This is a genomic window from Pseudomonas sp. LB1P83, assembly GCF_054897885.1.
In genome coordinates, this window is sequence record NZ_CM142709.1 from 6,428,154 (window position 1) to 6,443,326 (window position 15,173).

Below are 15,173 nucleotides of genomic sequence, written 5' to 3' on the forward strand. Positions count from 1 at the left end.
GGTGGGTTGAGTGGCTGGCGAGGCCGGGAATAAGCCGGCGCTACCTCGATCAGCAGAGATGCCCTCAGGCAGCCCGAGCCTCGCTCTCATCCATTCCCGGAATCGTCTTCACGACGTAGCAGCGTTGCGTGCCTAGGCCGGGCAACCGGATCGAACTCGATGCCTTGCCATCACCTCCCGGCTCCAACACGCCGCGCTGTAGCAGCTCCTTGTTCACTGCGTTGATGTTCATGCCCCGGAAGATCTCCGAGCGCCATGCTTCGGGCAGCACGTAATAGGTGTTGGTGGTGTGCAGGGAATCGCCCAAGCCGTGCTCCAGCGTCTTGCGAAAGCCGAGGCGGTCGATGGTGCGCGGGCCGTGTTCGTCGATCTTTGCCGCCGCCGATTCCCAGCGGGTGAAACGGCTTTCACCGAAGCGCTCGATGACCTGGCGCAGACGCGCCAAGATCGCATCACCTTCGAAGTTCCCGGCGCCGCCACGCTCGTTCATCCAGGCGTTGAGGCATACGCGAGCGGCGGTGGTGGCGGTTCCATCCGGCCAGCCGGTGATACCCATCGCGGTGGCCAGCTCACCCGCTGCGGCCGCGAGGCCGAAACGAGCGGCTGCCCGGTGTGCCTGTCCGCTGGCCGAGGTCGGTAGCGACTGAGCGATAAACCCTTCCAGCGTGCGACGCAGGATGGCGGACCAACCGTGACGTTTGCCCGGTTCGCACAGCGCAGTGAGGAAAGCGGTGAGTGGAGTGCCGTAATACTTCGCTACCCGCGCCTTGAGCGCGTCGGCGAGTGACGCCGCATCCTCAAAGCCGTTCAACGCATCGAACATGCCGAGGCCTTTGCTCGCATCGGCCGGAACGGCGAGCATGCGAACCTCCATGCCCGCTTTCAGTTCCTTGTTGGCTTCGGCCATGTGCTGAGCCAGCGTCTTCTCTCCGGTGGAGAGAAACAGCAGACGCCACTCCTGTACCTGTCGGCCTGCTTGCCCTCGATCATTGGCGCGTGCCTTGCCAGTGCCGTTGCCGAGCATGTACACCGTCTCGCCGATGATGCGCGGATCGCACATGCCGATTTCATCCAGCACCAGAAGCCCATCGGAATGCGCGGCGGCGATGGATTCCAGCGCGTTGTCGGTGGAGCGCCACGAACGCACCAGACGCGGCCCGCCGTAGATCGAGGCAGCAACTTGCAGGTGCGTGGTCTTGCCGCCTGAACTGTCGCCGTACAAGTGGAAGCCGCCCGACTCATGGCCGAGCATGTGCAGCAGCGGGCCAGCAAAGGCCACGCCGACGACGAACGCCAATCGATGATTGCCGACGCACAGTGCGCCGATCTGCTCCTGCCACTGCTCAAGCGAGCCTGCTTCGCTGATCGGCGGAAGCTGAGAACCCGCCTCGTAAAAGTGCAGGTGTTCGCTGTGTGCGCCGACCTGTTGCTCGGGCAGCAGAAAGGCGCTGTCGTGCCAGCCCAAGCGGGTGACCAGTCGTGCCCGTTTCGCGCTGTCGAAGCCGCCGAGGTAACTTTGTAGGTCATTGCGTGCATTGCGTCCGGAGCGACTACCGGCGAGACGCAGACCCATGTCCACCAACGGGCCAAGCACGTCTTTGCCGAAGTCGCCGGTCATGGTGCGCGCCGGGATGTTCCAACGTTTCTTGGCGCCGTCGGGATCGTCGAACTCCACCAGCAGGCCCCAGTTCTGGCCTTTGTCGTCGCGAGTGCGGGCCAGTATTTCCAGAGGCGAACACACGGGGCGCGCCTCGCCGTCGTCGCTGGCATAAAACACGCCTTCGGAGGTGAAGCGAAAGCCTCCGGGCATCAGGTCATTTTTCGATTTTACGGGACGCTTGGCTGTTGCTTTTGCCTTCGGTTCCGGCTTGGTCTCGGTGTGATCGGGTACCGGCTTTACGACAGCCAACCCGAACAGTTCACCGCTGCTTTCCAGCTCGGCAATATGGGCGGCTATCCAGCCTTTGGCGAGCGCATCGGCCGCATCGTCGCCGTCATCCCATTGACCACCTTTGGCGAAGGCGGCGCGGTCGTTCTTCAGCGTGGGCTTGCGTTTGAACACCTCCAGCGCGATGACCCGAACCGACGCGGCGCCGATTTCACGCAGCTTATCGGCAACGGCTTCCATGCAGGCTTCGCCGCTGACATCGTTGTCCGGCCACAACAGCACGTCGCGACCCTTGAGCGGTGTCAGGTCGGCTTTGTGCCAGGAGTTGGAGCCGTTCGGCCAGCAGGTGGCCACGTAGCCGGGCAACAGTTCGGCGGCGGCGTCGGCAGCTTTCTCGCCTTCGCAGAGAATAACCGGTGCGTCAGCGCGCTGGGTCAGTTCGTCAAGGCGCAGCAGTGGACGCGGATCGGGCAGACCCTGCCAGCGCCATTGCGTGGTCTGGCCATCGGCGCGCTGACACCATGTCAGGGGAGCAAAGACTTTCTTCGGTTTGCCGTCTTCATCCGGCGCGAGGTCGAAGCGGTAAAGCGCCATAAGCGGCTGGCCCTGCGCGTCGCGGTAGATCCACACCTTGGACGGCGCGCCGTGTTGCCGATGCTTGGCCGGGCACTTGTTCATGGCCTCGGCCGGGATCGGCTGAATGGCAATCCACTCAGGTGCTTTTGTCTTGGCGGGCGCTGGCTTGGCCTGGGCGGCGCCGGGCGATACGTTGAGCAGATCTGCCAGTTTGTTACAGGCCTCGACGTCGGTGCCGCCGTCCAGATAGCGCACCAGATCGATCAGGTCACCGCCCTTGTCACCGGTGGCGAAGTCGGCCCACGTGCCCTTGCTCAAACTGATTTTGAGCGAACCGGCGCGCTTGTCGCTGCGGGTCGGATTCGGTGCGGTGTATTCCTTGCCGCCGTCGATTCGCTTGCCGCTGGGCAGCCAGTGCGACAGGACACGATCAATGTCTTTCAGTGCGGCGGTTTTCACGTCGGCGAAGCTGGGACGTTTCGCTGAGTTGCTCGGGCGTTGGCTCATGCGTCAGCCCTCGCCAAAAACAGCGCGTCGTTGATGTCATCAATCAATGCTTTGGCCATCTCGCCAAGGTACAGAGCAGGCCAACTGAAACGCTCGCCGTTATCGCTCATGGCGGCGTCGAAGTTGAGCTGGTTGGCGTGATGCTGCAGCAGGGAAACCATCTCCAGTGCATCCTCGACCGGTATTCCGGCATTGACCCGGAACAACTTCAAATCGGTGGCGTTCACGCGAGTAAATGTGGCGTGACCACGGGTGGTGGAGGTGGTCATAGCGCACCGCCTTTCTGCGCAGTCGGAATGGAGGTGGTGTCACCGTGCAAGGCGAGGGTTTTGATCAGGCCGAGGGTGCCGCGTACGTCCCAAAGAACGGCGGCAATGATGTGATTGGCAAGGCGCGAGGATTCGCTTTCGAAGTGATCCTCCAGCAGCGTCAGCACCGAGTCTGCACGATCAATGGCGCAGGTGATGGCGTCGATAGGTACACCGGCTTCCGCTTTCGGATTAACGCAGAGCAGGTCTTCAGGCAGGGCACAGCTCAGGGCGTTGTTCATTGGGCACCGCCTGCGGTTTCGAGTGCGCGGGCTTTGGCCATGTGGTTGTTGAAGCGGGCAAGACGAGTGGCGAGACTGGAGTTGGCGTGTAAAGCGGCGAGAGCCATTGCACGATGTGCCGCGGCGCGATTTTTGAACGGATTGAGGGCGTGCATTGATGAAGCTCCTTTTGCTGAGGAGCTACCACCGTCCGCGACCAAGCGAATTTGGGTGGCAGCTGTGCGCGGGTTGGTCGACCGGGGCAAAAGGAACCCAGCAGGCCCGAAGGCCTCCCACGCACAGCCGCCATAAAACGGAAATGCGGACGCAAAAAAAGCGCCTGCAATCTGAATGGGGGCGCTGTTGCGCCTTTTGCTTCTCGGGCGACCAAACCCGTTCGCTGAATTTGCAGCGATGGCCAGAGAGTAACGCCCGTTTTTCGAAAGTGCAACTGCGTTGATGACTTGCGGATTTTTCAGGTGCGGCATAAATTGTTCGTGCATGTAGATTTACCTCAACGCCTCCGGATCGCTCCCGGAGGCGTTTTCGTTTCAGGCATGGGCTTCCCAGCGCAGGGACAGGAGGGGCAGGAAGCCACCGTTGAGCATGGATCGTGCGTCTTCGTAGGCTTGCGTTTGCTGGCCTTCGTCGACGATCACGGTTCCGGTCTTTTCGCAGTGGAGGGAGAGGGCGCACCAGGTGCCGTCGGCCCAGTTGAGTACGCTAACGACACGGCCCTGTTTGTCCTGCTGGCTGCGATAGCGCTCAAGGCGCTGCATGAGGCGGGGCGAAAAGCCAATACGACGCAGCACTGAAAATGGCCGCATCACAGCGTAGTCGGCGATCTTTCGACTCATGCTGCCTCCTGTGCGAAGGCAAGCAGCGGCGGCGGTGTTTCGCCTTTGAGCCAAGCCAGAATCTTGCTGTCCTCGGCGCAGCGTCGGCGGTGTTCGACAGCCAGCAAATCGCGGCTCTGTGCAAGGCATTCATCCACATACTCGGTCAGATCCGAAGTCAATCGCATGCTTTGGTGAAGGTTCTCGGTAGCGGTCTTTTCTACGGCGAGATCCTCATCCGTGATGCGTTGCCAGACCGCCGGATCGTTCGCGTACCCCGCCGATTGATCCACCAGCCAGTAGGTGACCCAGCCATTCATGCCGCGCGTTTTCAGTGAGGCGAGGCGACTTTCGCTCATGGCGAAATGGCCGGCGCCATGCACGCTCGAAAATTCTCTGCGCACCGCGTTTTTGCGGATCAGTTCGGGCAGTTCCCACGGATTGGCTTTGAGTGGGAGAACGAGACCGTCAGGGTTGAAAAAGAACGCTTCCTGGTCTTCGCCGTTCCAGCTCACGCCCGCGATGGTGCGATGACGCCAGTTGATCGCGCCGGGTTGATAGAGACGGAATCCGATGCTGTAGGAGTCGAGAAACGGCCCCTTGAATGGGCAGTAATTGCGCTTCATGCCGCCACCTGGTCACGGGCTTCAATACGGCTTTTGACCCAGCTCTGCACTTCAGAAAAAACCCAGGCAACCGGTGCGCCACGTGCGGTGCTGTTGCTCAGTTTGACGGGCAGTGGGAAACCGCTTTCAGGGCACTGCATTAGCTTGTAGATCGTCGAGCGCTTGAGTCCCGTAGCGATCTCAAGACGCGGCATGCGAATGAGGGTGGTGGCGGGATCAAAAGGAGTGGCTAAGTCAGGTACGGCGGAAGTGGAGTCGAAGGGGCTGGCAAGATTGGAGAAGGTTGGAGCGGACAGGTGGGCGAAGTTCTTGGTCATTGGCATTGCTCTCGATTGGTTTGGTCTGACGAGAGCAATGGTCTAGAGATTGAGCGGCGGTGAGCAGTTAACTTCCAATTGAAATTTCAGGTTTACACCACGAAGTTGCGATTGAGAATCGCCTCTACGCTTTTACGCGTCAGTGCCTTTTCGGTTTCGAGGGCGACCCACTCGGGGCGCTGTTTGGGAGGTTTAGCGACCTCACGTTTCAGCCAAGCGTGCACCGCCGTTTTGACATTTCGTTCCGACATGCCTTTTGCCAAATAGTGCTCCCCTTGCTTAACGATTGCGGCGTCTCGGGCACTGGTGTCCTTGCTACGCTCCATCGCACTGATGATGCCGCCTTTGCTGCGGATGGCGCGCCTCATCGCCAGATCAGCGACGGGCGTCAGTTCATCATCAATTAAGCAGGGTAGGGCGGTGATCGGCTCCAGATGAAAGACATACTCATCGAGTGCCTGGGTACGCTCATCCGTATCGACCTGCGACTCCACGAATTGGCAGTAAAGTTCCCATGGCCAATCGGTCGGAGGCACCGCGATATGCAACCAGACTGCTTTATCGGCGGCGTGCATCCACTCGTTAAGAACTCCCAATGCTTTGACTGCGCAGGCCATGATGTAGGCAGCATGCGCCTCGCGATCCGAAGCCGAGTAGCAGTTGCTGTACTGACGAACCCAATGCGCGAGGCGCGCTCTGTGGTCGGTGGACGCATACTGGTAAATGGTCTCCTCATGCACGGTGGTCTTGATGCACATGCTGCTGAGATCGCTATTTATGCCGCCATTCTGGATGCGCAGACAACACTGATCGATCAAGTAACACACGTCAGTGAGCTGTTCACGGCAGAGCTCGTAGAGCGGTTGAGCGGAGAGATACGCGATCAAGCCAGACGTCAGCGCCGTACGGGAAGCGATTTGGTGGTCAGTCATCGCTAAGTACCTCTAGCATCGTGTAATGCTCGATCCCACGCCCTGTGTTTTGCAGGCGTAACCAGCGAGAGTCGCGCTTTAGCCGCGAGCGCCGAACGTCGGCCTGCAGCAGGTGAGGGCTTGTTCTGGCGTTACACAGTAAGGCGGCGTTACACGGAGAGTATTGAATGTCGCACGAACGTGTTACAGGAAAAAAAGCCAACGAATTCAGTCGGTTGGTAAGTTGTGTTACACGAGTAACACGCGTTACACCGCTTTTGGAGGAGGGATGGATAAGAACCCTCATATCACCTTTCCAAATTGACCTTGCACCACGTTGCCAGTGGCTAGCTCATCGAGGTGATCTGCATACCACTGCATCATGACTTTGCGCTGAGGCAGGTACACCGCCTTGTTGTACACCCCTGCAATCCCATCTTTTACATGAGAAAGCTGGGCCTCAATGTGGTTCTCGTCAAAGCCCTGTTCATTAAGGATCGTGCTCGCGATATGGCGGAAACCATGGCCAGTTTGCCGGCCCGCGTATCCCAGTCTGCGCAGCGCCATCAGAAAGACGGTATTGCTGCGGGGGATGGTTCGATCTTTTCTTCCAGGGAATAGAAGGGGGTATGCCCCTGTCAGCGTGCGCAGCTCCGTTATCGCTTCAATGGCTTGCCGAGATAGGGGCACTACATGCTCGCGACGACGCTTCATTCGCTCTGCTGGAATCGTCCATAGCTTTTTGTTGAGGTCGATCTCTGACCAACGTGCCTCTCGAATTTCACTCGGGCGTGCCGCTAATAAGGCGAGCAAACGGAGACCTAGACGGACATCCTTCGCGTGAGGGTAAGAGTTGATAGCACGAAGTAATGCAGGCAACTCTTCTATTGATACGTGTGCATAATTTTCAGCACTGCGTGTCTGTAGAAATTTATTGAGGCCTTCAAGGGGGTTGTGGATCGCTCGGCCCGTCACGCGTGCCAAATCGTAGATCTCTTTGCAGAAGGCCCGAACTCTGCCCATTTGCTCAATGATCCCTTTCTGTTCCATGCCGCGCAGAAACTCCATCCATTCAAGGGGCAGTATTTCTGTGTAGATGCGTTTGCCGAAAACGGGGAATACGTGAAGCTCCAGGGCTCCAAGGACTCGACGGGACGTGCCTGCTTCCCAGCTTGAGCGCCTAGCCTCAAACCATTCGCGGCCTAATGCTTCGAAAGTGTTGTTGGCGGCCACCCGGTCAGCAATCTTACGAGCCTGCTTACTGACTAAAGGATTTTTACCAGTCGATGCGTCATCCCGCAGTTGCGCCGCCTTCTGCCTGGCTAGCGAACCACTGATTTCGGGGTAACCACCTAAGCCCAGCCAGGACCATTTCCCGTCTGGTTTTTTGTAGCGCAACTCCCACGACTTCTGCCCATTTGCCTTGACCCGAAAGTACAAGCCGTTGCCGTCTTGCTCCCGGTACGTCGCACTCTCTGGCTCCAAGCCTGCAAGAGTAGTGTCGGCCAGTGGGCGGCGTTTGATTTCAGTACGCTTCACTGCGTGTATGCCTCCAGTTCAATGAATCTCAAAGCATACACGTGGGCATACACGGCGTGAAGTTATAGGGGTAGACAGGGATGGATAGCCAGAAACAAGAAAGCCCGCACAGGGCGGGCTTCTTGGGGTGTTTCGTAGACTGTCTGAGACAGGTCTAGATTGCTATATGGTGCACCAGGCGGGATTCGAACCCACGACCCCTGCCTTCGGAGGGCAGTACTCTATCCAGCTGAGCTACTGGTGCAAGCGGGCGCCATGATACTCATATGCACTGCGGGCGTCCATGCTGCTGAATCGACTGCGGTTTTCGCAAGCGTAACAACCGTTTGCTACGTTGATCAGAAAAATTAGGCAAATGCGGCGTTTTCGTTCTTTTTTTCGAACAGCCTATTGTCCTTTACCCCCTTTGATCCTAGGATTCGTTTGAGATTTCAAACGCTCTTGTCTGGGTGCTGAACCGCACGAGTTTCAATCAGTGCGCTATTTATGTGCTTCAGCCCGGTGAATGATTTCCCTGACGGCAGCCTATAAGGCGCCTTTCTATAATCATAATTCGCTCCGCGCTGGTCGCGGTGCTGTTAAGGAAAGCCGACATGCAGCTTAAAGACACCCAGTTGTTCCGCCAGCAAGCCTTTATCGATGGCGCTTGGGTTGATGCGGACAATGGTCTGACGATCAAGGTCAACAACCCGGCAACGGGCGAAATTCTGGGCACTGTGCCGAAAATGGGCGCTGCCGAAACCCGTCGTGCAATCGAAGCCGCTGACAAAGCGCTGCCGGCCTGGCGTGCACTGACCGCCAAGGACCGCGCGAACAAGCTGCGTCGCTGGTTCGAACTGATTATCGAAAACCAGGACGACCTGGCTCGCCTGATGACAATGGAACAGGGCAAGCCATTGGCCGAAGCCAAGGGCGAAATCGTTTACGCCGCTTCCTTTATCGAGTGGTTCGCCGAAGAAGCCAAGCGCATCTACGGTGACGTGATTCCTGGCCACCAGCCAGACAAGCGCCTGATCGTGATCAAGCAGCCGATCGGCGTGACTGCTGCAATCACCCCGTGGAACTTCCCGGCCGCGATGATCACCCGTAAAGCCGGCCCGGCCCTGGCCGCCGGTTGCACCATGGTGCTCAAGCCTGCTTCGCAAACCCCATTCTCGGCATTCGCTTTGGCTGAACTGGCCCAGCGTGCCGGCATTCCTGCCGGTGTGTTCAGCGTTGTGACCGGCAGCGCCGGCGACATCGGCAGCGAGCTGACCAGCAACCCGATCGTGCGTAAATTGTCCTTCACTGGCTCGACCGAAATCGGTCGTCAGCTGATGGCTGAATGCGCCAAGGACATCAAGAAAGTGTCCCTGGAACTGGGCGGCAACGCGCCGTTCATCGTGTTCGACGACGCGGATCTGGATAAGGCCGTCGAAGGCGCGATCATTTCCAAGTACCGCAACAACGGCCAGACCTGCGTCTGCGCCAACCGTTTGTACATTCAGGATTCGGTCTACGACGCGTTCGCCGAGAAGCTGAAAGTGGCTGTGGCCAAACTCAAGATCGGCAACGGTCTGGAAGAAGGCACTACCACTGGCCCGCTGATCGACGAAAAAGCCGTGGCCAAGGTTCAAGAGCACATTGCTGACGCGATCAGCAAAGGCGCAACCGTTCTGGCGGGTGGCAAGGTCATGGAAGGTAACTTCTTCGAACCGACCATTCTGACCAACGTGCCGAAAAACGCTGCCGTGGCCAAGGAAGAAACCTTTGGTCCATTGGCGCCGCTGTTCCGCTTCAAAGACGAAGCCGAAGTGATCGCGATGTCCAACGACACCGAGTTCGGTCTGGCGTCGTACTTCTATGCTCGCGACCTGGGTCGTGTGTTCCGTGTGGCAGAAGCCCTGGAATACGGCATGGTCGGCGTCAACACCGGGTTGATCTCCAACGAAGTCGCGCCGTTCGGCGGCATCAAGGCGTCGGGCCTGGGCCGTGAAGGCTCCAAGTACGGCATCGAAGATTACCTGGAAATCAAATACCTCTGCCTGGGCATCTAAGTCGGCTGGGCATTGCTTCAAACGCAAAGGGCACGAGAGCGCTGACCCTTTGCGTGCAACAAACGGAATTTTCTCTGTGGCCGGGAACGCTGTGGCAGTCGATCATCGCATGCTGCCGTAGTTGCCTCCCCGCCGCATTTTCCTTGAACCACGCCGCCCGATGAGCGGTGAATGAGGACTTTATGAGCAAGACTAACGCATCCCTGATGAAACGCCGCGAAGCCGCTGTACCACGCGGTGTTGGCCAGATTCACCCGATCTTCGCCGAGTCCGCGAAGAACGCCACCGTGACCGACGTTGAAGGTCGCGAGTTCATCGACTTCGCCGGCGGTATCGCTGTGCTGAACACCGGTCACGTGCACCCGAAAATCATCGCCGCCGTGACCGAGCAGTTGAACAAGCTGACCCACACCTGCTTCCAGGTACTGGCTTACGAGCCGTACGTTGAAGTGTGCGAAAAAATCAACGCCAAGGTGCCAGGTGATTTCGAGAAGAAAACCCTGCTGGTCACTACCGGTTCCGAAGCTGTAGAAAACGCCGTGAAGATCGCCCGTGCTGCCACTGGCCGTGCTGGCGTGATCGCGTTCACCGGCGCTTACCACGGTCGCACCATGATGACCCTGGGCCTGACCGGTAAAGTCGTGCCTTACTCGGCCGGTATGGGTCTGATGCCAGGCGGCGTGTTCCGCGCGCTGTACCCGAACGAACTGCACGGTGTAAGCGTCGACGACTCGATCGCCAGCATCGAACGCATCTTCAAGAACGACGCCGAGCCACGTGACATCGCTGCCATCATCATCGAGCCGGTTCAGGGCGAAGGTGGTTTCTACGTCGCGCCTAAAGAGTTCATGAAGCGTCTGCGCGCCCTGTGCGACCAGCACGGCATTCTGTTGATCGCTGACGAAGTGCAGACTGGCGCTGGCCGTACCGGTACTTTCTTCGCCATGGAACAGATGGGCGTTGCTGCCGACCTGACCACTTTCGCCAAATCCATCGCCGGCGGCTTCCCGTTAGCCGGTGTGTGCGGCAAGGCCGAATACATGGACGCCATCGCTCCAGGCGGCCTCGGCGGCACCTACGCCGGTAGCCCGATCGCTTGCGCCGCGGCCCTGGCTGTGATGGAAGTGTTCGAAGAAGAGCACCTGCTGGATCGCTGCAAGGCTGTCGGCGAGCGTCTGGTCACTGGCCTCAAAGCCATCCAGGCCAAGTACCCGGTGATCGGCGAAGTCCGTGCCCTGGGCGCGATGATCGCGGTCGAGCTGTTCGTTGATGGCGACAGCCACAAGCCGAACGCTCCAGCGGTAGCCGCCGTTGTGGCCAAGGCTCGAGACAAGGGCCTGATCCTGCTGTCTTGCGGCACTTACGGCAACGTTCTGCGCGTCCTGGTACCGCTGACTTCGCCGGACGAGCAACTGGACCAAGGTCTGGCAATCATCGAAGAGTGCTTCTCGGAGCTCTGATTGCCAAGTGTGATCTGATCGACAAAAAACCCGCTTCGGCGGGTTTTTTTTCGCCTCTTGAAACACATTGAGGGCATTTGCGCTGTATCGAATGGCAAGCGTTGACTAAGGTTCAAGCATTGCGAGGGAGCGTGCTGCATGACTGCCGTTGATTTACCCGCTGTACCGAGAGTCTTGATTGCCGAGGCCGACCCCTGGTCTCGCGACCTGCTCAAGCAGGTGTTGTTGAATGTGCGCTGTGACGCACGACTGGATTTGTGTGCTGATGGCCAGCAGGCGCTGGAGTTGCTGGCGGCAAATCCTTACGACCTGGTGATCGTCGACTGGGAGCTGCCCGGCGTCGATGGCCTGAATGTTTTGCGCAATGTGCGTCAACGCAAGCGCAATCCGCCGCTGCCCTTCATTCTTTTGAGCAGCCGCAACGACAGCGCCAGCGTGCGCGAAGCCTTGCCCCTGGCGCCCGCGGAGTACTTGACCAAACCCCTGAACATGGAAGGCCTGACCCATCGCCTGCAGGAATTGCTGGTGAATGCCGGAGAGGAGGTTGTCTGTGAGGTGCCAACGCTGGCGCCCGGCATGACCTTGTCGGTGTACCTGGAACGTCGCCGTGAACTGGCGGAAGGTGCGCCGTTGATGACCGACGTGCAGGTGGCGATCAAACGCAGCCTCAATCCCAGTGGCCTTGATCTGACCCGGCTGGGAGATGAAATCCGCACCGATCCGCAGGTCACCGCCGTGCTGATCGCCGCCGCCAACAGTGCGGCTCATCACCTGGGTGACGCCGTACAAACCCTGTCCCAGGCGTTGCATCGCTTGGGCACCGGACAAAGCATGAACCTGATTCTGGGACTGGCGCTCAAGCGCAGTGCCCGGCTCAGTGATCCGTTCCTGGCGGACTACGCCGAGCGTTTCTGGGAGTTGTCGCTGCACACCGCTGAATACGCCCGCACACTGGCGCGCTTGCTGGACCTGGATCAGGAGCGCTGTTATTGCGCGGGCATGCTGCATTGCCTCGGCGACCTCGCCTTGTTGCGGTGTTTGCAGGAATGGAAAGAGGCCGGTGGCGAGCTGGATGAATGGGCGGAGGTGGGAGAGGCCTTGGCCGACTTTGGCGCGGCCTACGGTTCTGCGCTGCGCGCGCGTTGGCGCCTGCCGCTGGAGTTGCGAGAGCTGATTGCAGCGGTCTATCAGCTCGGTGGTGGGGTTTACTCCCGGGAAGCGCTGGTGATGAACATGGCCGCGCAATTGGCACGCCTGACCGAGCATGAGGGCATTGAGGCATTGGCCAAGTGCCGGACTGCGCGGCTGCTCCAGATCGACTTGCCGGAATTGATGCGTTTGCGCAAAAGGTAAGCACTACACAAAACATGTGGGAGTGAGCCTGCTCGCGATAGCGGTGTGTCAGCCAGCGTAGAGGTGACTGATGCACCGCTATCGCGAGCAGGCTCACTCCCACAGGGGTTTTGTGTGGAATTTGGCATTTCGGTCAGCCGGAAATAATACGGTTTTTGCCCTGGCGCTTGGCTTCATACATGGCGGCATCCGCGCGGGCGAACACGCTGTCGAGGGAATCGTCCTCCGCGGTCAGGCTGGTCAAGCCCTGGCTGACGGTGATGCCGAATGTCTGGTCGTCATGGTTGAAGCTCAATTGCTGAATCTGCCGCTGCAGGCGTTCGGCGACTTGCATGGCCATGTCGGGTGCGCAGCCCGGGAACACCGCTGCGAATTCCTCGCCACCGATCCGTCCGAAAAAATCCCCCCGGCGTAAGGCGGCACGACCGCTCTCGGCGATTCGTTGCAGTACGTTGTCGCCGGCTTGATGACCGTAGGTGTCGTTGACTACTTTGAAGTCATCGATGTCCAGCAACAGGAACGCCATCGGCGCGCCTTGTTTTCGCGCTTGTACAAACTCGCGCTGGGCGCATTCGAAGAAGTGTCGGCGATTGCTGCTTTGCGTCAGCACGTCGGTGGTCGCCAGGCGCTGCAGCTCGGCTTCCATCCGTTTCTTTTCGGTGATGTCTTCGGCAATGCCGACGATGATCACCGGTTGGCCCGGCTCGGCCTGACGGTTGATGAAGCATTTGTCGCTGAGCCAGCGCACCTGGCCGTCGGCGGCGATGATGCGGTACTCGCGGTCTTCAACGGCGCCTTTGACCAGTACTTCGGCCAGGCTGCGCTCGGCGTAATCCAGGTCATCGGGGTAAATGCTGTCGCGCCATTCGTTGTAGTCGGACAGCAACAGGCCTGCGGAACGGCCAAAAATCCGCTCATAGGCCGGGCTGACGTAGAGCACCTGACGGGTTTCCCAATTGAATGCCCAAAGCACCGCGTTCACGCTCACCAGCAGGGAGCTGAACAGCTGCTCGCGTTCGCTCAGGCGCGCCACTTCGCCCTGGGCATGCATGAGCGCCATCAGGGTTTGAGCGGCGTCCGGCCACTGAGGAAGGGATGAGTCTTGTGGGTTTTTGGGGACCATCGGGACAAATCTCAAAGGGCGTGCGCCGCTCGAGATTCGAAAGCGGCTACAGCAAAGCCCGCCGGGTGGCGAAGTGTCTTTGAGATAGAGGATTTGGAGATTGGTTCCCGGCCTTGGGGGAGTGGGAGCTTGCTCCCGCCGGGCGGTATCGGCGACGCGTTTTTTCAGTTAAAACGCGTCGCCGGTATTGCGGTTGCTTCGCAACCGAGCGGGAGCAAGCTCCCTCGCCACAGGCAAGCCCCTTTCCAGAGGCAAGTCTGTGACTACAGGTCAGACAGCGGCAGGGCGCAGGGAGTAGGTTTTCAGCTGGTCGGCGAAGTCGCGCAGGGATTGAATTCCGCTGGCTTCGGCTTCGTGAACCCAATCCTTGATGGCGGCCAGCATGTCGTGACCATTTGAGCTGGTCTTGACCCAGATCTGCTGCAAGGCCAGGCGTTTCTCGTAAATTACCTTCAGCGCCTGGCTGTGCTCGAGCATGGTCTGGATGCGCAGGTGGTGTTTTTCGTCCAGCAGGCTGGTTTCCCGCGAAAGCAGTCGCTTGGCCCGGTGAAACTGGTGACGGACCGAGTGATCGACCTTTTCCAGCTCTTGCTTGACCAGCGGCGCGATTACCAATTTGCGGTACTGGGCCATGATCTGGAAGCGGTTGTTGAGGATTGCCATGGCGGTGTCCATGTCCAGGCTGCCTTTGCCTTCGACGCGGTGGGCGATCGGCGCAACTCGCTGGACCTTGGCCAGTCGGAAGAAACTGAAGACCTGGATCCAGGCCCAACCGAGGTCGAACTCCCACTTCTTCACCGACAATTTTGCCGAGTTAGGGTAGGTGTGATGGTTGTTGTGCAGTTCTTCGCCGCCGATCAGGATGCCCCAAGGCACCAGATTGGTCGCCGCGTCGCGGCATTCGAAGTTGCGGTAACCGATGGCATGGCCCAGGCCATTGACCACGCCGGCGGCCCATACCGGGATCCACATCATCTGGATGGCCCAGATGGTGATGCCGATGGTGCCGAACAGCAGCAGGTCGATGACCGCCATGATCGCCACGCCCAGCAGCGGGTAGCGGCTGTAGAGGTTGCGTTCGATCCAGTCTTCGGGGCAGTTCTTGCCGTAGATGCGCAGGGTTTCCGGGTTTTCCGCTTCGGCGCGGTACAACTCGGCACCTTTGCGCAGAACGGTGGACAGGCCCTTGATGACCGGACTGTGCGGGTCATCGACGGTTTCGCATTTGGCGTGATGCTTGCGGTGGATAGCGGTCCACTCGCGGGTGTTCTGCGCCGTGGTCAGCCACAGCCAGAAGCGGAAGAAATGTTTCAGGCCAGCATTGAGCTCAAGCGAGCGATGGGCTGAATAACGGTGCAGATAGACCGTGACGCCGACGATCGTCACGTGGGTCATCAGCAGGGTGACTGCCACCAGTGACCAGGGCGACAAGCCGAGAAAACCTTCGTACCACATAGGCTATAGGGCCCTCG

The 15,173-nt window shown here is 59.3% G+C and carries 14 protein-coding genes and 1 tRNA gene; 3 read left to right on the forward strand and 12 right to left on the reverse strand.

Going from position 1 to position 15,173, the window contains the following annotated elements; translation table 11 throughout:
- Nucleotides 1-64: 64 nt before the first annotated feature.
- The 10 genes from ACYZTY_RS29550 to ACYZTY_RS29595 all read right to left on the reverse strand — a co-directional run bounded on the left by ACYZTY_RS29550 (nt 65) and on the right by ACYZTY_RS29595 (nt 7,973).
- On the reverse strand, nt 65-2,971 hold the full coding sequence (locus ACYZTY_RS29550) for a DUF927 domain-containing protein (RefSeq protein ID WP_461956566.1): 2,907 nt from the start codon (nt 2,969-2,971) through the stop codon (nt 65-67).
- The gene (locus tag ACYZTY_RS29555; protein ID WP_461956567.1) at nt 2,968-3,240 is read right to left on the reverse strand and encodes a DUF3077 domain-containing protein; all 273 of its coding nucleotides are present in this window, start codon (nt 3,238-3,240) and stop codon (nt 2,968-2,970) included. Before ACYZTY_RS29555 ends, ACYZTY_RS29550 begins: the two co-directional genes overlap by 4 nt.
- On the reverse strand, nt 3,237-3,521 hold the full coding sequence (locus ACYZTY_RS29560) for a hypothetical protein (protein ID WP_461956568.1): 285 nt from the start codon (nt 3,519-3,521) through the stop codon (nt 3,237-3,239). Before ACYZTY_RS29560 ends, ACYZTY_RS29555 begins: the two co-directional genes overlap by 4 nt.
- The gene (locus ACYZTY_RS29565; protein WP_461959427.1) at nt 3,518-4,003 is read right to left on the reverse strand and encodes a hypothetical protein; all 486 of its coding nucleotides are present in this window, start codon (nt 4,001-4,003) and stop codon (nt 3,518-3,520) included. The genes ACYZTY_RS29560 and ACYZTY_RS29565 overlap by 4 nt, the downstream gene beginning before the upstream one ends.
- 48 nt (nt 4,004-4,051) lie before the next feature.
- Nucleotides 4,052-4,357, reverse strand: a complete 306-nt coding sequence (locus ACYZTY_RS29570) for a hypothetical protein (RefSeq protein ID WP_461956569.1) — start codon at nt 4,355-4,357, stop codon at nt 4,052-4,054.
- Nucleotides 4,354-4,962, reverse strand: coding sequence for a hypothetical protein (locus ACYZTY_RS29575; RefSeq protein ID WP_461956570.1), 609 nt, complete (start codon nt 4,960-4,962; stop codon nt 4,354-4,356). Before ACYZTY_RS29575 ends, ACYZTY_RS29570 begins: the two co-directional genes overlap by 4 nt.
- Nucleotides 4,959-5,279, reverse strand: coding sequence for a helix-turn-helix transcriptional regulator (locus ACYZTY_RS29580; protein ID WP_339498096.1), 321 nt, complete (start codon nt 5,277-5,279; stop codon nt 4,959-4,961). Before ACYZTY_RS29580 ends, ACYZTY_RS29575 begins: the two co-directional genes overlap by 4 nt.
- A 92-nt stretch (nt 5,280-5,371) precedes the next feature.
- Complete coding sequence (locus tag ACYZTY_RS29585) at nt 5,372-6,211, reverse strand: hypothetical protein (protein ID WP_461956571.1); 840 nt, start codon at nt 6,209-6,211, stop codon at nt 5,372-5,374.
- Between the two features lie 282 nt (nt 6,212-6,493).
- Nucleotides 6,494-7,729: a tyrosine-type recombinase/integrase gene (locus ACYZTY_RS29590; protein WP_461956572.1), complete on the reverse strand. Its 1,236-nt coding sequence runs from the start codon at nt 7,727-7,729 to the stop codon at nt 6,494-6,496.
- A 167-nt stretch (nt 7,730-7,896) separates the two neighbouring features.
- Nucleotides 7,897-7,973 (reverse strand) — tRNA-Arg (locus tag ACYZTY_RS29595).
- A gap of 349 nt (nt 7,974-8,322) precedes the next feature.
- Here ACYZTY_RS29595 and gabD point away from each other — a divergent pair.
- The 3 genes from gabD to ACYZTY_RS29610 all read left to right on the forward strand — a co-directional run bounded on the left by gabD (nt 8,323) and on the right by ACYZTY_RS29610 (nt 12,578).
- The gene (gabD, locus tag ACYZTY_RS29600) at nt 8,323-9,765 is read left to right on the forward strand and encodes an NADP-dependent succinate-semialdehyde dehydrogenase (protein ID WP_131060516.1); all 1,443 of its coding nucleotides are present in this window, start codon (nt 8,323-8,325) and stop codon (nt 9,763-9,765) included.
- A gap of 182 nt (nt 9,766-9,947) precedes the next feature.
- Entirely contained in the window at nt 9,948-11,225 is a 1,278-nt protein-coding gene (gabT, locus tag ACYZTY_RS29605) for a 4-aminobutyrate--2-oxoglutarate transaminase (protein ID WP_461956573.1), read from the forward strand.
- 138 nt (nt 11,226-11,363) lie between these two features.
- Entirely contained in the window at nt 11,364-12,578 is a 1,215-nt protein-coding gene (locus tag ACYZTY_RS29610; protein WP_461956574.1) for an HDOD domain-containing protein, read from the forward strand.
- A gap of 133 nt (nt 12,579-12,711) precedes the next feature.
- Here the strand turns inward: ACYZTY_RS29610 and ACYZTY_RS29615 are convergent, their stop codons facing one another.
- Together ACYZTY_RS29615 and desA are read right to left on the reverse strand one after the other, a co-directional pair.
- Nucleotides 12,712-13,701: a GGDEF domain-containing protein gene (locus tag ACYZTY_RS29615; RefSeq protein ID WP_461956575.1), complete on the reverse strand. Its 990-nt coding sequence runs from the start codon at nt 13,699-13,701 to the stop codon at nt 12,712-12,714.
- A gap of 270 nt (nt 13,702-13,971) precedes the next feature.
- Entirely contained in the window at nt 13,972-15,156 is a 1,185-nt protein-coding gene (desA, locus tag ACYZTY_RS29620) for a delta-9 fatty acid desaturase DesA (protein ID WP_131060521.1), read from the reverse strand.
- Nucleotides 15,157-15,173 lie beyond the last annotated feature (17 nt).